Here is a 19309-nt window from a genome sequence, read left to right as displayed (position 1 = left end):
CCTCCTCTCTTAATGCTTCTTGTCAGACGTATAGTCACGTTTACGTGGTGCGATCAGGGATACGTCGATGTCTTCATAGTAGATTTCAGGCGCAGTCGTTTCAGCATTGAACTTCGCCATTGTCGTCTTCATGAAGTTTTCGTCATCACGCTCAGGGAAGTCAGGCTTGTAGTGAGCACCGCGGCTCTCGTCGCGCTTGAGCGCACCAATTGTGATCGCGCGGGACAGTGCGAGCATGTTCCACAGATGACGGGTAAACGCCGCACCAGAGTTGCTCCATTTATTTGTATCGTTGATGTTGATTTTCTTGTAGCGTTCCATCAGTTCAACGATCTTATCATCCGTTTTTTGCAGACGGTCGTTGTAACGTACTACCGTTACGTTGTCAGTCATCCACTCACCCAGTTCCTTGTGGATCAGGTAAGCATTTTCTGTTCCGTCCATTTTCAGGATGCTGTCATATTTCGCTTGCTCTTTGCTTGTGAAGCCGTCGAAGAGCGTGGAAGACAGGTCATCAGAGGATTGGTTCAAGCCATTGATGTACTCGATCGCTTTTGGACCTGCTACCATACCACCATAGATCGCGGACAAGAGGGAGTTCGCACCCAAACGGTTTGCACCGTGCTGAGAGTAATCGCACTCACCTGCTGCAAACAAACCAGGGATATTGGTCATTTGGTTGTAGTCTACCCACATACCACCCATGGAGTAGTGAACCGCAGGGAAAATCTTCATTGGAACTTTACGTGGGTCATCCCCAACAAATTTTTCGTAAATCTCGATAATACCGCCCAATTTTACATCCAGTTCTTTTGGATCTTTGTGGGACAGGTCGAGGTATACCATGTTTTCGCCGTTGATACCCAGCTTCATATCTACGCAAACAGAGAAGATTTCGCGAGTCGCGATGTCACGCGGAACCAGGTTTCCGTAAGCAGGGTATTTATCTTCCAGGAAGTACCAAGGCTTACCGTCTCTGTACGTCCATACACGACCACCCTCACCACGAGCAGACTCGGACATCAGACGCAGCTTGTCGTCGCCCGGGATTGCAGTTGGGTGAATTTGGATCATCTCACCATTGGAGTAGATAACCCCTTGTTGGTACGCCGCAGATGCTGCTGTACCAGTATTGATAATCGAGTTCGTCGATTTACCGAAGATGATACCAGGTCCGCCTGTTGCCAAAATAACGGCATCCGCACGGAAGGATTGAATTTCACCGGAACGCATGTTCTGTGCAGTAATCCCGCGACAGGTTCCTGTATCGTCCAAAACGGCTCCGAGGAAATCCCAATATTCGTACTTGGTTACCAGACCTTCAGCTTCATAACGGCGTACTTGTTCGTCCAATGCGTACAAAAGCTGTTGTCCAGTTGTCGCACCCGCAAAAGCGGTACGGTGATGCTTGGTTCCCCCGAAACGACGGAAGTCCAACAGACCTTCTGGCGTACGGTTAAACATAACGCCCATACGGTCCAACATATAGATGATGCCAGGTGCTGCATCGCACATTGCTTTAACTGGCGGTTGGTTTGCCAAGAAGTCTCCGCCATATACTGTATCGTCGAAGTGCTCCCATGTGGAGTCGCCTTCCCCTTTGGTATTTACCGCTCCGTTAATACCGCCCTGCGCACAGACAGAGTGGGAACGTTTTACCGGAACCAGGGAGAACAGCTGAACAGGAACGCCTTTTTCTGCTGCTTTGATGGTAGCCATCAAGCCGGCCAAACCTCCACCGACAATGATCAGTTTACCTTTTGCCATGTGTTTTGTCCCCCTATCCCTACAAAATGAAAGCCGACATCGCACGCAAGCCGATGAAGGTTACAATTACGAATACGCCCAAAGTCAGGAATGTTGCAATGCGCTGGGAACGCGGCCCAACTGTAATTCCCCAGTGAACCAGGAACGACCACAGTCCGTTGGAGAAGTGGAAAGTCGTGCTAATAATCCCGATAGTGTAGAATACGATCATTGCAGGACTGCTCAAAATGTTTGCCATCATGTCAAAATCCACGTGTGCACCCATTGCTTTTTGGATACGGGTTTCCCAAACGTGCCAAACGATAAAAATGAGGGTAATGACTCCTGTAACACGTTGCCACAAGAACATTTGGTTTCGGAAGTAGCCGAAGTTCCCTACGTTTTGCTTTGCTTGGAACGCAATGTAGATACCGTAAATAGCGTGAAACAGGATCGGGAGGTAGATGAAAACAAATTCAAGCACCAATACGAATGGAACATTTTCAATCAAACCAACTGTTTGATTAAAAGCTTCGGCTCCACGGGTCGCTTGGTAGTTAGCTGTCAAGTGAAACAGCAGGAAGAGCCCGATCGGAAACAAACCAAGAAGTGAGTGGAGCTTGTGACTGAGAAAGCTATGGCCTTTCGCCATACAATGGTCCCCCTTTCAATGTATGTAACTCTCAATTTTGTGAAAAACGTCAAGCATCACCGCAAGCGGTCCAAAACGGCTTCGACCGTTTTGATAGACCTTTCCCCAATATCCTAACCCATTGCCTCACCCATTAGACATAGCAAAACCACCACGATCATTTTATGAACGGGATCTTGACGCTGTTCACAAAATGACTGCGTTCACTAGATCAAATGAATTTGTCGGAATGTGTCAAAATACGAGAAAAAGTTGGGCAAAACTATGACCAAATCCAATTGTACTCTTGTCGACACAGAGCGTCAAGACAATCAATGTACTAAATACATTGATAGAATAACTTTGTTTAGTCCAGCTATTTTTTCTATTCCGATGTCATGAATGCGTGTCCCTCCTCATAATCTAGTAAAGACAGGAGGGAAGCACATATGAAAGAGAAGGATCAGCTTGCAGCACTATTGCCGCCAGAGACCATTCCCTATGCAGAGAGAATGAATATGCCCTATCTTGGCTATCATCTTCTACGCGAAACGCTTACTAGCACCCTGCTAGGCGATAGTGAAAACCATATTCTCTATTGGATAGGAAAAAATATGGGTCGCCAAATCCCCATTCAATCTGCAACAGGCCCGATTATGCCTTTTATTCGGCTTGGATTAGGTCAGCTAGACGTCCTCGAGGAGAACGAGCAAACGATCGTCTATTCACTCAATCATTCCATTTTTAGCTATCAGTCTATAGAAAGACTAGGTTGCAGTCTTTCCTTTGAAGCCGGGATCATCGCAGGTATGATTGAGCAGTGGAAAGAAAAAGAAGCGTTCAGCAAAATCGAAATGGAAAGCCCTTCAGACATACGCATCTCTGTACAAGTGGCGTCATGAACAAAATGCCCCCTCTACCTATAAGAAGGGAGAGGGAGCATCTATCTTTTTATACTCCGTGCACAACCGCGGTTTCCTCAACATCCAGACCATAGGCCGAATGAAGACTGCGAACAGCCAGCTCTGTCAAAGCTGCTGGAATGACGCAAGAAACCTTGATATCAGAAGTTGATACCATTTTAATAGAAATTTCTTTTTCTGCCAGAACGCGGAACATTTCGGCAGCTACCCCTGGATTGTTGATCATTCCAGAGCCGACAATGGATACTTTGGTCAAGCTTTCCTCGAAATCGACTTTTTCAAAGCCAAGCTCTTCTTTGTTTCTGTCCAGCGTATCCAGTGCTTTTTTCAGGTCATCCGCTGCAACTGTAAAAGAAATATTTGTAACAGTAGCATCATAAGAGCTTTGGATAATAATATCGACGTTCACCTGATTGTCCGCCAGCGTATTGAACAGACGGGAGAGTGTCCCGACCTTGGCAGGCATGCCGACAACCGTGATTTTGGCTACATCTTCATCGTGTGCAACTCCACTTACTACTCTTCCTGTTTCCATGTTGGCAACCTCCTCAACGTACGTACCATCTTCGGCAGTAAAGCTAGAGCGGACGACCAGCCTTACCTTGTATTTTTTCGCAGCCTCAACTGACCTAGGATGAAGAACCCCTGCACCGAGGTTCGCCAGCTCCAGCATCTCATCATACGAGATCGTATCCAGCTTGCTCGCAGCTGGAACCATTCGCGGATCAGCTGTATAAACCCCGGACACGTCCGTAAAGATTTCGCATTTCTCAGCGTTCAAGCTGGCTGCGAGTGTAACCGCAGATGTATCCGATCCACCGCGGCCGAGCGTCGTAATTTCCCCTTCGTCACTGATCCCTTGGAATCCTGCCACGATCACCACACGACCACGACCGAGCTCGGATTGAATCCGCTCTGGATCAATCTGCTTGATCCGTGCTCTTCCGTGAATCGCCTCTGTGGTGATTCCAGCTTGCCAGCCCGTAAGAGAAATGGCATCGTAGCCTTTTGTATGCAAGGCCATCGACAAAAGCGCGATCGATACCTGCTCCCCCGTGGTCAGCAGCATATCCATTTCACGCTCGGATGGGTATGCGCTAATCTGCTTGGCCATGTCTACCAACACGTCAGTAGATTTCCCCATTGCAGAAACAACAACTACCACATCATGCCCTTCCTCTTTATAGCTGATAATTCGATCCGCAACTCGTAAAATTCGCTCAATGGTACCTACAGAGGTGCCTCCGTATTTCTGCACGATCAACCCCATGCGGCTTCTCTCCCTTTTTCTCATATCCAATATTGGTATTTATCTCGTATCGTATGGTTTTTCACTATTCTCTCTATAAGGAAAAGTCTTGCATTTTTATTTTACAAAAAAGGCACCGACAAGGAATAAGACCTGCCGCTGCCTACTGTTTCGACATACCGGTTCCTCCCTCCCAATACACGCGGACAACGAAGATTGACAGTTATCACCATCAAAACTCACATTGACACACCGTGAGATAGCTCTCCATCTGACAATTGGTCATTGTGCAGATGACAGTCCTGCATTTGTTCAACGCAGACCCAGCATGGAGAAAAGCGGGTTTCCCTCCACACTTCGGCGAATTCCCCTTTCCCGACCCTTCACAGATACCCGATCTCAGGGTGGTACTCTTGGTTTTCGCGCCTCTACCTCACTCCATAATGGAAGTGAGGCTAACTATTCTGTTTGAATCGGATTATATCATGAGTCTAAAAATGGATCAATTCCTTTTTAAAGGTTGTTCCAAAAGCCACACTGGCTATGTGTCCAGCTTACGCAGATGCCCAATGATTTCTTTTGCCAGCTTGTCGCCGATTCCCAATTGGCGGAAGTCTTCAACGGTCGCCTCGCGCATTTTTTTCAACGAGCCAAAATGAGAGAACAACAGCTTGCGCCGCTTTTCACCAATACCCGGGATCTCATCCAACTGCGAGGAAAGCATTGTTTTTGTCCGGGATTGTCTGTGGAACGTAATAACAAAACGGTGGACTTCATCCTGGATACGCTGCAACAAATAAAACTCATAGCTATCACGTCTAAGATTTACAGGCTCTGGCGGATCTCCGTACATGAGCTGAGCAGTGCGGTGCTTCTCATCCTTCGCCAGACCACAGACAGGAATATAGAGACCTAGCTCGTTTTCCAGCACGTCCATAGCTGCACTGATTTGGCCTTTACCACCATCGATCACAATCAGGTCGGGCATTGGCTGGTTTTCTTTCAGCAGACGAGAGTAACGACGGCGAACAACTTCGCGCATGGAGCCGTAATCATCTGGTCCCTCTACGGTTTTGATCTTGAATTTGCGGTATTCCTTTTTATCAGGGCGGCCGTCTGTAAACACAATCATTGCAGACACTGGCTCTGTTCCCTGAATGTTGGAGTTGTCAAACGCTTCAATTCGATGAGGAACCGGAATCCCTAAAATGTGACCGAGATTGTGTACCGCTTGGACCGTACGAGCATCGTCCTTGGACATCAGCGCGAACTTCTCCTGCAAAGCAATACGGGCGTTCTCGGTAGCCATCTTCACGAGCTCATGCTTTTTGCCTCTTTTCGGAGCATGGACTTTGATGCCCAACCACTCAGCCAAAAGCTCTGGCTCACTCTCTTGCGGGAGCAGTATTTCTTTTGGCAGCGCATTTTGCTTGTCGTAGTAGAACTGGCTCACATAAGACATGAAGTCCTCGGTTTCGCTTCCATAGTATGGAAAGGAAGTCGTCTGACGCTCGATCATCTTCCCTTTTCGCATATAAAACACCTGGATGCACATCCAGCCTTTTTCCACGGCAAACCCGATAATGTCGCGGTCTATCGTATCGGTGAACGTGATCTTCTGCTTCTCCATTACGGCTTCGATGCTCTTGATCTGATCACGATATTCCTTAGCTCGTTCGAACTCCATGTTTTCTGCGGCTTGCAGCATTTTTTCCGTGAGGGTTTGCTTCATTTCCTCATGGCCACCATCGAGGAACTGGCTGATTTGATCCACCAAACGCTGGTTTTCCTCTGCCGATACCTCGTACACACAGGGCGCAAGACATTGTCCCAAATGGTAGTAAAGACAAACCTGCTTGGGCATATTGCGACATTTTCGCAACGGATAGAGTCGATCCAGCAGCTTCTTCACCTCGGAAGCATCTCCGGCATTCGGATAGGGCCCGAAATACTTGGCTTTATCTTTTAATACCTTACGGGTAATCTCCAGACGTGGCTGCGCCTCATTCGTAATCTTGATGTATGGATACGTCTTGTCATCGCGGAGCATGACATTGTAGCGCGGGTCGTGCTCCTTGATCAGGTTGCACTCGAGAATAAGCGCCTCAATCGCTGAGGATACCACAATGTACTCAAAGTCCACGATCTCACTGACCAACAGCTGCGTCTTCCCGTTATGACTGCCTGTAAAATACGAGCGGACGCGGTTTTTCAGCACCTTGGCTTTTCCGACGTAAATGATTTCCCCGCTCGCATTTTTCATCAGGTAGCAGCCTGGTTTATCTGGCAGGACGGCCAGTTTATCTTTTAAGGAGCTGTTCATGGCTGCTCTCTCCTCTTTGCTCTATATCTGCCTGGCATCTATTTGTTCTTTTGGATTGGCTTTTCCAATACATACAGTTCATCTTCTAAGGAACTCATCCGTTCCATCAGCAGCTTGCGGCTGTCTTGCACCCCTTGATTGTAATAGAAAGGGCCGAGCTCTTTTGAAAAAAAGGCAATCAACTCTTCCGTCTCCAAATTGCCGAGTGTTTCCGACCGTTCTTCTTTAAAATAGCGTTGTACTTGATGAACAAGATATTCCATTTGCTCTCTCGTCAATTTGGTTGGCATCGTATCCGGCTTCCTTCCCATTTCGCATCATAAGAGAATATACGTTCTATCTTTCATAGTACCATGGAATCCATACGAAAAAAACTGCCGCCTCATTCCATGGCGACAGTTTTTACAGGCAGACCTAGTGTTTGCGACCGCCCAAATATGCTTCTTTTACACGCTCGTCGTTTAACAGCGCTACTCCTGTGCCGTCCAATACGATTTGCCCAGCCTCCAGCACATACCCGTAATCAGCGATTTTGAGGGCCTGCTTGACATTTTGCTCCACGATCAGGACGGTCGTACCTTCTGCATTGATTTCTTTGACCACCTTGAAAATGTCTGCCACCACAATGGGAGCCAAGCCCATTGACGGCTCGTCCAAAAGCAGCAGCTTCGGTCGAGACATCAATGCGCGGGCAATGGCTAGCATTTGCTGCTGACCACCAGACATCGTCCCTCCCAATTGGGAAAGACGCTCCTTGAGGATGGGGAACCACGTCATCATCTTCTCCATGTCGTCCTTGATGCCTTGTGCATCGTTGCGCTGGAATGCGCCCATCTCCAGGTTTTCCAGTACGGTCATCTTCCCGAGAATTGCACGCCCTTCTGGAACCAAAGCCAGCCCGGCTTTCACGATCTGATGGGGTCTCGAACCCTCTATGCGTTGACCACAAAACGTAATCGTCCCTGCTTCAGGCTTCAGTTGACCTGCGATCGTACGCATAGTTGTGGTTTTGCCCGCTCCATTCGCCCCGATTAGCGAGACGATTTTGCCCTCCGGCACTTCCAGCGTTATCCCGCGAATCGCCTTGATTTGACCGTAGGAGGTCGTCAAGTTTTGTATGTTCAGCATCTTATTCGTCCTCCTTGCCGAGGTAGGCTTCAATCACATCTGGATTGTTTTGTACCTCTGCTGGTGTGCCGTCAGCAATTTTGACCCCAAAGTTGATGCATACGACCTTTTCACACAGATTCATGACCAATCCCATATCGTGTTCGACCAACAAAACAGTCGTTCCGTCATCGCGAATTTTTTTGACCAGCTCCATGAGTGCTTTCGTCTCGGTCTCGATCATCCCGGCAGCAGGTTCGTCCAATAGCAAGAGTTTTGGTTCAGTAGCCAGTGCCCGTGCAATCTCCAGACGCCGTTGTTGACCGTACGCCAATGTATCCGAGCGGACGTCAGCAATGTCAGACAAGCCTACGAATTCGAGGAGCTCCTCTGCTTTTTTGGTCACCGCCTTTTCTTCCGCACGTTGTCCCGATGTTTTCAAAAGGGAAGCCCAGAAGCCGGCCTTCATGCGCGAATGACATCCTACCTTCACGTTGTCCAACGCACTCATGTGACCGAATAAGCGAATATTTTGGAACGTCCTTGCAATCCCCATTTCGGTAATTTTGTTAGGCGCCATTCCATTTAGCTTCTGTCCGGCAAAAGTAAAGGTTCCCGTCGTTGGTTCGAATATGCCCGTCGCCATATTAAAAATGGTCGTTTTCCCCGCACCATTCGGACCAATCAAGCCGACAATCTCACCCTCTCCCACAGTAAAAGAAACGTCACGAAGAGCAGTGATGCCGCCAAAGCTTTTTCCTACGTTCGCAAGTTCCAGCAACATCTTATACTCCCCCCTTCGCTTCCTTGTCGGATGACTTGCCCCGACGACGCTTGAACAGCTTTTGGAACGTGTCGGCACCAATCAAGCCATGCGGGCGGAACGCCATTACACCGACCATGATCAAACCGTACATGAGCATTTTGTACTCGGCCAAACCACGCAACACCTCCGGCAGTGCTGTCAAAACAAAGGCACCGAATAGCGGCCCCCAAACCACTTCACTGCCGCCAATAACGGCATAGGACAAGATTTCGACTACTTTATGATAGTTAAAATCATCAGGCGTAATCGTCGTCGTAATGTGGGCGAACAATCCTCCACATACACCAGCCAAAATGGAACCGATCACAAACGCAAGCATTTTATAATAGTTGACTTGCAATCCCATTGCTCGTGCTGCCGTTTCATCCGCTTTGATCGCTTCAAAAGCTCGCCCCAGACGCGAACGGTTCAGACGCAGCGTCAGAAAAAGAACGAAGGCAAACAGGAGCAGCATAAACACAAAGGTTGATAATGACTTGATTTGCATGACCGAAATGCCAAAGGTCTGTGCTTTTACCCCCATTGCTTTTTCAAAATCGTACAAGTAATTGCCAATCGATTGAAGTCCGGTCAATCCGAGAGCGCCATTTGTCATCTCCATATTGAGAAAAATAACGCGAATCACTTCACCAAAGCCAAGCGTAGCAATTGCCAGATACAGGCCGTGGAGCTTCAATGTCGGAGCACCGATCAACAGTGCAATCAGCCCTGCCACCAGTCCTCCGATAATGATGGCGATAAACAGCGGCATGTCCGCTTGCTTCGTCAAAATACTCGCCGTAAAAGCACCAATGCTCATAAAGCCCGCATGTCCCAAGGAAAGCTGTCCCGTCGAGAGCGTAATGTAAATACTGATCGCCAAAATACTGTTTAACAAGATAAAAGTCAGTACCTGTAAGTTATATGGATTGAGAATGTCCAATGTCTGCACCTCCCTTACGCTTTGCGTCCAAATAGTCCTTCCGGCTTCAAGAGCAAAATGAGAATGATCAAGCCAAAAGCAACCGCGTCCCGATACGACGAATCTCCGTATGCGACGGTAAACACCTCGATAATCCCGAGCAATACGCCACACACCATGGCTCCAGGAATGCTCCCCACACCGCCTAAAATCAAGACCGCCAAACCTTTGAAGCCAAGCGTCATTCCCATCGTCGGAATGAGAGCAGAGTACGCCATCCCGATCAATATGCCGGCGATGCCTCCCAGCGCCGAAGCAAGCATGACGGTCACGACAATGACCATATTCGTGTTAATCCCCAAAATATTTGCTGTATCCGTATTTTCAGCCGTCGCGCGGATGGCTTTTCCCATTTTCGTTTTTTGAATCCAGAAATGCAGAACGAACATCAGTAACACAGAAATCCCCAAAATAACGAGATCGACACTGCGAATTTGAACGAGCCCCAAGTCAAAGGTGGTGTCCCCAAAAGATTGCGGGAACGCACGGGAGTCAGCACCGAAAAATTTGTGCATGGCCTCCTCCATCAAAATGGCAAATCCGATCGTACTGATCAAGGATGCCAGATGGGGTACATTTTTTTTACGAAGGGGGCGAAGCGCTATATACTCAAGCACGAGACCCAAAATAGCAGATATGACGATTGCTACGATCAGCGCTACCCCTAAAGGCATATTCAGGCTGGTCATCAACACCAAGCCAACCAGTGATCCAAAAATAAAAATTTGGCCGTGTGCCATATTAATGATTCCCAAGACACCAAAAATGAGCGTATAGCCCAATGCAATCAATGAATAAGTGCTACCAACTGTCAAACCGTTGACTAATTGCTGCCAAAACAAATGCCTCACCTCACTGTTAAGTGGTTACCATCCAACGATGATTGGGTTATTCTCGCTGGATCAGCAAGCGAAAATATCATTTGATACTTTCTGATCCAGCGAGATAACAGATAGAAAAAGAAGCCCGGAGCGACCCCGGGCACGATCCTATTCAAACGGGACAAATTTGCCTTCTTTTGCGACAACGACCACCGCATCACCAATCGGATTGCGTTTCTCGTCAAAAGACAGTTTGCCGGATACACCTGTGAAGTCTTTCAGCTGAGCCAATTGTCCGCGCAACGCTTCGCGATCTGCTTTTCCTGCGGCAAGCAGTGACTGCGACATGATGTACAGTGAGTCGTATGCTTGGGCAGCGAACTGGTCAGGCTTTTTGTTGTATTTGGCTTCGAATGCTTTTACGAAGGCTTGTACTTTATCATCCTTCTTTTCAGGGCTGAATGGAGTGGCAACGATCAAGCCCTCTGCTGCTGGACCTGCTATTTCAAAAACTTTCGGATTATTGAAACCATTTCCACCAAGAATGGTCCTTGTAAAGCCCAACTCACGTGCTTTTTTCACAACCATGGAGCCTTCTTTGTACAAAGCGGACACAAGCAAAGCATCCGGGTTTGTTTGCTTCAGCTTGGTCAACTGCGCCGAGAAGTCCACATCGCCATTTGCAAAAGTCGCTTCACCAGTAATCTCCAAGCCCAGCTTTTCTGCGGTTGCTTTCATGACTTTGTAACCATTCACGGAGAAGTCATCGTTGGATGCATGGATGAGTGCTACTTTTTTCAAGCCATTTTTCTCCACGGCTGCTTTCATAGCTGTCGGGATTGCAATGGACTCAGGCAAAGAATTTCGGAACACATACTCCCCGATATCATTGATTCCTTCTGACGTGTTGGAGATACCAAAAATCGGAGTTTCCGCCTCGTTTGCAACTGGTCCTGCTGCAAACATTTCACCGGAAAGTGTCGGTCCGATGATCGCCACGACATTATCCTGATTAATCAGTTTATTTACCGCATTAATCGCGCCTTCTTTTTCTCCTGCGGAGTCTTCAAACTTCAGTTCGATCTTAAGCTTTCCTTTGTTGGCTTCATTCACCTCGCCCAACGCCAGCTCCAATCCTGCTTTTTGCGCTTCTCCATATGCTGCACCAGATCCTGAAAGGAAACCAACGACACCGAGTTTTGCTTGTATCTCTTGTCCGTCGGTGCTAGCTGCTTGTCCAGAGCCACCTTCTCCTGCTGCAGGAGCACTTGTATTTCCTCCGCTCGAACATCCGACCATCAATACCGCCCCTAGCGAGATCGCCGCCAGCGAGCGCATCAAATGAAATCCCTTCATTAGAAAAGCCCCCTCTATTTTCGAAATAAATTGAATATATGAAGTTTAATCAAAGTACTCTAAAAACGCAATTATTTTCGCTCAAGTAAACTTAATTTTTTGACAAACGATCGCTCAGAATTCAGTATTCAAACATAATAAAAAAGCGGCACATAACTATGCCGCTTCAGCCGTTGGATTGCTCTTACAGATGTTTGCCTACAGTTGCCATGAGCGCTTCTTTTGGTTGGAAGCCAATCACTTTGTCAACTGGTTGACCGTCTTTGAATACGATCAGGGTTGGGATGGACATTACGCCAAAACGACCAGCAGAGTCTGGGTTGTCATCCACGTTTACTTTGACGATTTTGAGCTGGGAGCCCACTTCACCGTCGATTTGCTCCAGTACAGGAGCGATCATTTTGCAAGGGCCGCACCATGGAGCCCAGAAGTCAACCAGGACTGTACCGCCTTGCTCTACTTCCTGGGAAAAGTTTTGGTCGGTAGCATTTACAATTGCCATAGAAGTTACCTCCTTGAATTTCAATTACTAAATAAAGGTTCCTAACGGTTATCAGTATATCATTCAAACAACAAATTGACTACGCCGCTCCACACTTTGCCCTGCACTTCTCGCTATAGTCTGTCCAGTCTGACCGCACCTTATTGCCCAACTTGTTTGAGCCGGTTGATCTCCCGTTCGTGGTCACTAACTTTCCGATGCAGCAGGTCAAGGTCTGCATCGATATGTTTATTTTGACGTTCTAATCTGTCTAATCGGCGTGTAGCGTCATCGCAGAATTCGTACATTTCATCTCGAAACGCGTACATCTCATCACGAAAATCATACATCTCTTTCTTAAACTCACGCTGTTCCTGTTGTGTCTCTTTTACAAGCCGATTATTCTCAGCAACCATGTGAATCAGTTGTTGCAAAAGTTCCTCGCTCATTCCGATCACCTCACCTTATCCCCTATTATACCAAGCAAGGAAAGCATAAAGTAAGAGCCAAGGACAAAAAAAGCGCCCCCAAAAGGAGCGCCTAGTCATCATCTTTATGTTAAACCAATACTTTTTTGAACTCAGCCGTCAGCAATGGCAGCACTTCGAACAAGTCACCTACGATACCGTAATCAGCCACTTGGAAGATTGGCGCTTCCGGATCTTTGTTGATGGCAACAATGACTTTCGAGCTGGACATACCAGCCAAGTGCTGAATCGCTCCGGAAATTCCGCATGCGATATACAAATCGGGTGTAACGACCTTACCTGTCTGTCCGATCTGCATGGAGTAGTCGCAATAGTCTGCGTCGCAAGCTCCACGAGATGCACCAACAGCTGCACCGAGCACTTCCGCCAGATCGTATAACGGCTGGAAGCCATCTGCACTCTTCACACCACGTCCTCCGGAAATCACGACTTTCGCTTCGGAAAGGTCTACTTTGCCGCTTGTTTTTCGTACAACTTCTTTTACGATGGTGCGCAAATCCTTGATTTCCAATTCAACCGGTACCACCACTGCCGTTTTCGAAGGGTCAGCGGCGCCGATGGCAATGTTGTTTGGACGAATCGTAATAAATGTTGTTCCATCAACGAATTTGCGTGTTTGCGTCGCCTTTCCGGCATAGATCGGGCGAATAAATACTGGGCCTGCTTCAACACCGGTTACGTCCGAAACCAGACCAAAACCGAGTCTCGCTGCTACGCGAGGTGCGATGTCACGACCGATCGCGGTGTGACCCAAAACAACTGCATCTGGAGAAGCCAGCTCAATCAACTGCGTAAGTGCCTGCACATACGCATCTGGCGTGTATTGTGCCAACGCTGTATGATCAGCCGTATACACCGTGCTCGCACCATGCTGCCCCAATGTCACTGCATGCGTTGCTGCATCTGCTCCGAATACACCTGCTACAATTTCGCCGCCCTCAGCCAATGCTTGTGCTGCAGTCAATGCTTCCAGCGACACGTTGCGAAGTTGTCCGTCACGTACTTCTGCCAATACAAGTACTTTTTTCATGGATATCCTCTCCCTCTCGCTTAGATCACTTTCGCTTCATTGCGCAACAGTTGCACCAATTCCGACGTTTGAGCTGCCAATTCGCCAGAGAGAATGCGGCCCGCCTGCTTTTTCGGAGGCAATGTCTGATCGACGATTTCTGTCTTTGCTTTTACCTCATCCGCAGTCATTCCCAAATCGTCTGCGCCGAGTCTATCCAAAGGTTTTTTCTTTGCTTTCATGATACCTGGGAGAGAAGGATAGCGCGGCTCGTTGAGTCCTTGCTGAGCCGTAATCAAAACAGGAAGGCTCGTCTCCACGACTTCCAGGTCCCCTTCTACATCGCGCTCTACGCGTACGTTCGTACCGTCCACCTCTAACTTCACAGCAGTCGATACATGGTTAATTCCCAGCTCTTCTGCAAGACGAGGACCGCCTTGGCCAGCCCCGGAGTCTACAGCCATTTGTCCACCAATGATGATATCGAAGCCAACCTTTTTCGCTACTGCAGCCAATACTTTGGCGATTGTGAATTCGTCTCCGAACAGAGACTCGTCATCCACCAGAACAGCCTTGTCTGCGCCCATAGCCAAAGCAGTGCGCAGGGCACTTTCCGCACGATCTGGGCCGACGCTGACCACCGTTACTTCGCCGCCGTGCTCTTCCTTGAGCTTGATTGCCTCTTCCACAGCGTACTCATCGTAGGGATTAATGATGAATTCAACGCCATCATCGGAAATTTGTCCGTTTTGGATGACGATTTTTTCTTCTGTGTCAAACGTCTGTTTCAACACAACCACGATATTCATCAGGATGCCTCCTCCTTAGTGGTACCTCATACTTGTGAAGCTATATGCTTAACTACCGATCTGCGAATTGCGGCTTGCGCTTTTCGAGAAATGCAGTCACGCCTTCTTTTACGTCCTCCGTCGCGAAAGCATCACCAAAGAGCTTTGCTTCCTGCTCCAAGCCTTGTGATAACGAAAGCTCCGTTGTGTTATGGATGGACGCTAGGGCAAGCTTCAGGGTTATCGCGCTCTTACTCGCGAAAACAGCCGCCAGCTTTTGTGCTTCTGCAAGCAATTGTTCTACGGGATAAACCGCTTCCACAAGACCGATACGCAATGCTTCCTCGCCACCGATCATCTCAGAAGTGAGAATCATCTGTGTTGCTTTGCCACGGCCAACCAGACGTGGTAGACGTTGCGTACCACCGTAGCCAGGAATGAGTCCGAGATTCAGCTCTGGCAACCCAAGCTTGGCTTCAGGTGCTGCCAAGCGGATATGGCATGCCAATGCAAGCTCCAATCCTCCGCCAAGGCAAGCGCCGTTAATTGCTGCAATGATTGGCTTCGGGAACGTTTCCAAGCGATTGAACAACGCTTGACCCTTCTTCGCCATTTCTTCTGCATTTTCCCGATTCAGTTGGGTAAATTCTTTGATGTCCGCTCCTGCAATGAAAAACCGACCTTCGCCAGTCAAAACGATCGCTTTGATTTCATCGTTATTTTCCCACTGGTCCAAAAGTTCACTCAATTGACCGAGCACTGCTTGACTGAGTGCGTTAGCAGGCGGGTTGCTAATCGTAACCGTAGCAACGCGATCAACGATTTCTACATTCCAATGCGACGCCATTCCTCTCCCCCCAAACTCTCCCCATATATAAAAAACAGCTACTTTTCATTCCGAGCGATCGCTCAGTCTTACTGTTTCCATTGTAACAAACGTTTTCATGCAAAAAAAGCTTTTCTTTTCATTCTTTTCCCTTCATACCAAGCAGGAAGAGGTTATGAATGGAATCAACATAAGAGACAAGGTCGTACTTGCACTCTTTCATCACCCAAGATGTCGTCACTTCGTCCAGCGTTCCAAAAATCATTTTGCGCGTAATCCGCACCTCGAGATCAGATCGGAATACGCCCTGCTCCATACCCTCTACGATCACTTCGTCAATAAGGTTGAAATACTGCTTCATCACGTTGCCGATTCCTTCACTAATGAACGGACTGGATTGGCGGAGCTCGATTTGCGTCACTTTTGCCAGATCATGGTCCTTGGATAGCTGGCTCAAGTGTGCATGGATGAGTACATACAGCTTTTGCTCAATAGTCGTCGCTTCCGAAATGCGTTTGCGGTTTGTCTCCACAAACTGGCCCATCTTTTCGTTAAACAGTGATATCAAAATATCATCCTTGTTTTCAAAATAGAGGTATATGGTGCCGTCTGCTACCTTCGCCTCTTTCGCAATTTTCGATACCTGGGCACTGTAATAGCCCTGTTTGGCGATTACTCGAACAGCAGCATCAATAATGGCTTGATACTTTTCCCCCGTTTTCTTTGCCATAACTACCTCCATGTTTACTAACATTGATGATGAAATGAATGATCACTCATTCATAATTAGTGTAATACAGGGCCATTCCTCTGTCAATCGCAAGAGGTCAGCAAAAAAGGCCGCTTTCCGCCTGGGATCGCAAGCCTCAAAACATCAGCTACTAGCTCGTTTTGATTTCTTCCTGGGCTTCCCTTTTCTTCTTGTCTTCTTCTTGTAATTGACGACGCAATACTTTTCCGACCATGGTTTTGGGCAAATCTGTACGAATCTCGTATTGTCTCGGAATCTTATAGGCGGCGAGTCTCTGTCTGCAATGCGATTCCAGATCCTCTTCACTTACGAGCTGTCCATCCTTGAAAACGACGTATGCTTTGACTGTTTCCCCCCGGTACGGATCTGGGACACCGATGACTGCTGCCTCCTGGATGGCGGGATGCTCAAACAGCACTTCTTCTACTTCGCGCGGATAAATATTGAAGCCACCAGCTATAATCATGTCTTTTTTGCGATCTACGATATAGAAATAGCCGTTTTCGTCCATATAGCCCATATCTCCCGTCAAAAACCAGCCATCCCTTAATACGGCAGCGGTATCCTCTGGGCGATTCCAATAGCCTAGCATGACTTGGGGTCCTTTTACGGCCAACTCCCCGACCTCGCCTTGGGGCATCTCTTCTCCTGTGGCCGGATCCACAATTCGGCAATCCGTATCTGGCCACGGCATCCCGATGCTTCCCGTAATGCCTTTTTCCCAAATCGGGTTGGAATGTGTTACGGGAGAAGCCTCTGTCATTCCATAGCCCTCGACCAGTTTGCCTCCCGTCAACTCCTCAAATTTGAGCTTCACTTCGATCGGCAACGGAGCTGATCCACTGACACATGCGTCGATAGATGAAAGATCATGCTTTTTCAAGTCCGGGTGGTTAATGAGACCGATATACATGGTGGGTGCCCCTGGGAAAAGAGTAGGCTTGCGCTTATCGATCATTTCAAATATTTGCTTCACGTCGAATTTGGGAACGAGAATAATTTCTGCTGCGATACAAATCCCTTTGTTCATCACGGTAGTCATTCCATACACGTGGAACAGCGGGAGCACACACAAAATCCGTTCTTTTCCCTTTTTCAGTTTGTAGAGGACCGCTTGGCACTGAACTGCATTTGCAATGAGATTGGCGTGCGTCAGCATGACGCCTTTGGCAACACCTGTTGTCCCCCCTGTATATTGGAGGAGCGCGATGTCCTTGGTCGGATCGACTGGTACTTCAACAGGCTTGGTAGCGCTTTCTTTTAATACGGAAAGAAAAGGCTCAATATCTGCGCTGTATGTAACCTGCGGATTTTGTCCTTGTTTCTTCTGCACGAACGGATAGAGCCATTTTTTCAGTAAGGGAAGGAAATCGCCAATGCTTGTGATGATGATTCGTTGAAGTGAGGTAGATGCACGGACTTGGGTAACACGTTTGTACAACAAATCCAGTGTGATGATGGTCTCGGCGCCTGAATCGTTCATTTGGTGAATCAATTCTCGCTCGGTATATAGCGGGTTGGTCATGACCACGATCGCGCCTGCAAAAAGCGCCCCGTAGTAGCTGATGACGGCTTGCGGAGTATTTGGCAGCATAATCGCCACGCGGTCACCTTTCTTTACACCGCGCTTGATCAATGCATTGGCAAATTGGTATGACAACTGCAAAAGCTCTCGATACGTAATGCTTTTTCCCATGAAATAGATCGCGTTACTGTCTGGATACATAGCTGCAGACTGCTCCAGAAAATGCGTCAAAGGAACACGGGGGTAATCCAATGACGGCGCAGTTTCGGGCGGGTAATTGGCAATCCAAGGCTTGGCATTTGACATGGTCATTCCCTCCATCCCTTAAATGGCCTTGCCTCTCCCTATGATCTACATTCATAATCTCTTCCTAATGACTATTGTATTCGAAACATATTCAATTTTCCAATTAAAATCATGTACTTTCTATCAGGACAAGAGCATTCGACAAAAATGGACACGACCCATGATGAAGCCGTGTCCTTTACCCTTATGCTCTTTGAGTCTTACGGTGTTATTTCCTTGATTATTTGCTGACGTGCTCTTTCCCGTTCAGTTGTGGGGACGAGATGATACCAGCCGACGATTCCATTATGCCAAATCCGCTCATCCTGCCCGACCAGTGTATCGACTTGAATGGTGTTCGGAGTGCCATCGCCATAAGACAGTAACAGAGAGGCGATTTCCTGCTCCGTGAGGTCCGTTTTCACATGCTGACCCAGTATTTCCATGAGTGAAAATGCCTTGGTATACCCTTGGAGCGAGGTGCCTTTAGAAGCCAACGCTTTGAGAATCTCCTGCTGCCGACCAATCCGCATGTAATCACTGTCTTCCTTGCCCAGATCACTTTTGCGATAACGGGCATAATCCAATGCCTGCTCACCTGATAAAGTCTGCAGCCCTGGCTGAATATCGATGTACGTGTCGTCGCTCGGATCGCTGTACTTCATACGTTTCTTCACATCGACAGTGACACCGCCCAGCTCGTCCACAATTTGACGGAAGCCATCGAAATCTACGGAGATATACCGATCAATTTTTATTTGTAAAAACTTTTCCAGTGACTCCTTCACCATTTTCGGACCACCAAAAGCCATCGCATGGTTCACTTTGTCGTATCCTTTTCCCGGGAGCTCCATGTAGCTGTCACGCGGAATCGCCAAAAGGTAGACGGATTGCTTCCCGGGATGAATCGCCGCAAGCATCATCGTATCTGAACGAGCACTTTCCCCGTCTCGACTATCTACGCCAAGAAGCAGGGCGACGAAAGGCTTCAATGGTTCTGTTCCTGTCAAAAGATCACGAGGAGGAAGGGACGCAGTCGTCTGTTTTGCGCTCCCTTTGGCTCCATCAATCGGAGCATACCACTGATTGGTCATTTGCTTGTATTGATAGGCACTGTAGGCAACCAGCAGCAACGCCCCGATCGCCAAACAGGATAAGGTATGAAACGCAATCTGTTTTCCATGTCGCTTGAAAAATGACCCTATAAACATGA

At 48.0% G+C, this 19309-nt stretch carries 19 protein-coding genes and 1 riboswitch; of the genes, 1 reads left to right on the top strand and 18 read right to left on the bottom strand.

The window, feature by feature from the left end:
- Positions 1-9 precede the first annotated feature (9 nt).
- Together sdhA and BBR47_RS08750 are read right to left on the bottom strand one after the other, a co-directional pair.
- Entirely contained in the window at positions 10-1767 is a 1758-nt protein-coding gene (gene sdhA / locus BBR47_RS08755; protein WP_012685405.1) for a succinate dehydrogenase flavoprotein subunit, read from the bottom strand.
- Positions 1768-1786: 19 nt separating this feature from the next.
- Positions 1787-2398, bottom strand: a complete 612-nt coding sequence (locus BBR47_RS08750; RefSeq protein WP_012685404.1) for a succinate dehydrogenase cytochrome b558 subunit — start codon at positions 2396-2398, stop codon at positions 1787-1789.
- 428 nt (positions 2399-2826) lie between these two features.
- Between BBR47_RS08750 and BBR47_RS08745 the strand changes: the two genes are divergently transcribed.
- The gene (locus tag BBR47_RS08745; RefSeq protein ID WP_012685403.1) at positions 2827-3279 is read left to right on the top strand and encodes a YslB family protein; all 453 of its coding nucleotides are present in this window, start codon (positions 2827-2829) and stop codon (positions 3277-3279) included.
- Between the two features lie 49 nt (positions 3280-3328).
- On the opposite strand, the gene BBR47_RS08740 is transcribed toward BBR47_RS08745, so the two are convergent.
- The 16 genes from BBR47_RS08740 to BBR47_RS08665 form a co-directional block, all read right to left on the bottom strand.
- Positions 3329-4570, bottom strand: coding sequence for an aspartate kinase (locus BBR47_RS08740; protein WP_012685402.1), 1242 nt, complete (start codon positions 4568-4570; stop codon positions 3329-3331).
- A 231-nt stretch (positions 4571-4801) separates the two neighbouring features.
- Positions 4802-4988, bottom strand: a riboswitch (Lysine riboswitch).
- 102 nt (positions 4989-5090) lie between these two features.
- A complete protein-coding gene (gene uvrC, locus BBR47_RS08735) occupies positions 5091-6872 on the bottom strand; it encodes an excinuclease ABC subunit UvrC (protein ID WP_012685401.1) in 1782 nt (593 codons plus the stop codon).
- A 38-nt stretch (positions 6873-6910) separates the two neighbouring features.
- Complete coding sequence (locus BBR47_RS08730) at positions 6911-7162, bottom strand: DUF2164 domain-containing protein (RefSeq protein WP_012685400.1); 252 nt, start codon at positions 7160-7162, stop codon at positions 6911-6913.
- 124 nt (positions 7163-7286) lie between these two features.
- Positions 7287-8000 carry an ABC transporter ATP-binding protein gene (locus BBR47_RS08725; RefSeq protein ID WP_012685399.1) on the bottom strand — a complete coding sequence of 238 codons (714 nt, stop codon included), beginning with the start codon at positions 7998-8000 and terminating at the stop codon, positions 7287-7289.
- A gap of 1 nt (position 8001) precedes the next feature.
- Complete coding sequence (locus BBR47_RS08720; RefSeq protein WP_012685398.1) at positions 8002-8763, bottom strand: ABC transporter ATP-binding protein; 762 nt, start codon at positions 8761-8763, stop codon at positions 8002-8004.
- A gap of 1 nt (position 8764) precedes the next feature.
- Complete coding sequence (locus tag BBR47_RS08715) at positions 8765-9736, bottom strand: branched-chain amino acid ABC transporter permease (RefSeq protein ID WP_012685397.1); 972 nt, start codon at positions 9734-9736, stop codon at positions 8765-8767.
- A 5-nt stretch (positions 9737-9741) separates the two neighbouring features.
- A complete protein-coding gene (locus tag BBR47_RS08710; protein ID WP_012685396.1) occupies positions 9742-10608 on the bottom strand; it encodes a branched-chain amino acid ABC transporter permease in 867 nt (288 codons plus the stop codon).
- A gap of 147 nt (positions 10609-10755) precedes the next feature.
- Positions 10756-11943: an ABC transporter substrate-binding protein gene (locus BBR47_RS08705; protein ID WP_041749323.1), complete on the bottom strand. Its 1188-nt coding sequence runs from the start codon at positions 11941-11943 to the stop codon at positions 10756-10758.
- Between the two features lie 184 nt (positions 11944-12127).
- A complete protein-coding gene (gene trxA / locus BBR47_RS08700) occupies positions 12128-12445 on the bottom strand; it encodes a thioredoxin (RefSeq protein WP_007722428.1) in 318 nt (105 codons plus the stop codon).
- Between the two features lie 140 nt (positions 12446-12585).
- Positions 12586-12873: a hypothetical protein gene (locus tag BBR47_RS08695; protein ID WP_012685394.1), complete on the bottom strand. Its 288-nt coding sequence runs from the start codon at positions 12871-12873 to the stop codon at positions 12586-12588.
- Between the two features lie 109 nt (positions 12874-12982).
- Positions 12983-13942 (bottom strand): electron transfer flavoprotein subunit alpha/FixB family protein, encoded by a 960-nt coding sequence (locus tag BBR47_RS08690; RefSeq protein WP_012685393.1) that lies wholly within the window; start codon positions 13940-13942, stop codon positions 12983-12985.
- 20 nt (positions 13943-13962) lie between these two features.
- Complete coding sequence (locus BBR47_RS08685; RefSeq protein WP_012685392.1) at positions 13963-14730, bottom strand: electron transfer flavoprotein subunit beta/FixA family protein; 768 nt, start codon at positions 14728-14730, stop codon at positions 13963-13965.
- 52 nt (positions 14731-14782) lie between these two features.
- On the bottom strand, positions 14783-15556 hold the full coding sequence (locus BBR47_RS08680) for an enoyl-CoA hydratase (RefSeq protein ID WP_012685391.1): 774 nt from the start codon (positions 15554-15556) through the stop codon (positions 14783-14785).
- A 118-nt stretch (positions 15557-15674) separates the two neighbouring features.
- Complete coding sequence (locus BBR47_RS08675; protein WP_012685390.1) at positions 15675-16265, bottom strand: TetR/AcrR family transcriptional regulator; 591 nt, start codon at positions 16263-16265, stop codon at positions 15675-15677.
- A 151-nt stretch (positions 16266-16416) separates the two neighbouring features.
- Positions 16417-18117, bottom strand: coding sequence for an AMP-binding protein (locus BBR47_RS08670; RefSeq protein ID WP_041749322.1), 1701 nt, complete (start codon positions 18115-18117; stop codon positions 16417-16419).
- Positions 18118-18317: 200 nt separating this feature from the next.
- On the bottom strand, positions 18318-19307 hold the full coding sequence (locus BBR47_RS08665; protein WP_012685388.1) for an LCP family protein: 990 nt from the start codon (positions 19305-19307) through the stop codon (positions 18318-18320).
- Between the last annotated feature and the right edge of the window lie 2 nt (positions 19308-19309).

The sequence above is a fragment of the Brevibacillus brevis NBRC 100599 genome (assembly GCF_000010165.1).
GTDB classification, from domain to species: domain Bacteria; phylum Bacillota; class Bacilli; order Brevibacillales; family Brevibacillaceae; genus Brevibacillus; species Brevibacillus brevis_D.
The sequence above is the reverse complement of the archived record's forward strand: the minus strand, read 5'-3'. Positions and strand labels throughout refer to the sequence as shown.

Coding starts and splice junctions, on each gene's coding strand:
- BBR47_RS08730 (WP_012685400.1), bottom strand. CDS start 7,162: ATGCCAACCAAATTGACGAGAGAGCAAATGGAATATCTTGTTCATCAA.
- BBR47_RS08750 (WP_012685404.1), bottom strand. CDS start 2,398: ATGGCGAAAGGCCATAGCTTTCTCAGTCACAAGCTCCACTCACTTCTT.
- BBR47_RS08680 (WP_012685391.1), bottom strand. CDS start 15,556: ATGGCGTCGCATTGGAATGTAGAAATCGTTGATCGCGTTGCTACGGTT.
- uvrC (WP_012685401.1), bottom strand. CDS start 6,872: ATGAACAGCTCCTTAAAAGATAAACTGGCCGTCCTGCCAGATAAACCA.
- BBR47_RS08725 (WP_012685399.1), bottom strand. CDS start 8,000: ATGCTGAACATACAAAACTTGACGACCTCCTACGGTCAAATCAAGGCG.
- BBR47_RS08705 (WP_041749323.1), bottom strand. CDS start 11,943: ATGAAGGGATTTCATTTGATGCGCTCGCTGGCGGCGATCTCGCTAGGG.
- BBR47_RS08740 (WP_012685402.1), bottom strand. CDS start 4,570: ATGGGGTTGATCGTGCAGAAATACGGAGGCACCTCTGTAGGTACCATT.
- BBR47_RS08690 (WP_012685393.1), bottom strand. CDS start 13,942: ATGAAAAAAGTACTTGTATTGGCAGAAGTACGTGACGGACAACTTCGC.
- BBR47_RS08665 (WP_012685388.1), bottom strand. CDS start 19,307: ATGTTTATAGGGTCATTTTTCAAGCGACATGGAAAACAGATTGCGTTT.
- BBR47_RS08720 (WP_012685398.1), bottom strand. CDS start 8,763: ATGTTGCTGGAACTTGCGAACGTAGGAAAAAGCTTTGGCGGCATCACT.
- sdhA (WP_012685405.1), bottom strand. CDS start 1,767: ATGGCAAAAGGTAAACTGATCATTGTCGGTGGAGGTTTGGCCGGCTTG.
- BBR47_RS08675 (WP_012685390.1), bottom strand. CDS start 16,265: ATGGCAAAGAAAACGGGGGAAAAGTATCAAGCCATTATTGATGCTGCT.
- BBR47_RS08695 (WP_012685394.1), bottom strand. CDS start 12,873: ATGAGCGAGGAACTTTTGCAACAACTGATTCACATGGTTGCTGAGAAT.
- trxA (WP_007722428.1), bottom strand. CDS start 12,445: ATGGCAATTGTAAATGCTACCGACCAAAACTTTTCCCAGGAAGTAGAG.
- BBR47_RS08685 (WP_012685392.1), bottom strand. CDS start 14,730: ATGAATATCGTGGTTGTGTTGAAACAGACGTTTGACACAGAAGAAAAA.
- BBR47_RS08670 (WP_041749322.1), bottom strand. CDS start 18,117: ATGTCAAATGCCAAGCCTTGGATTGCCAATTACCCGCCCGAAACTGCG.
- BBR47_RS08745 (WP_012685403.1), top strand. CDS start 2,827: ATGAAAGAGAAGGATCAGCTTGCAGCACTATTGCCGCCAGAGACCATT.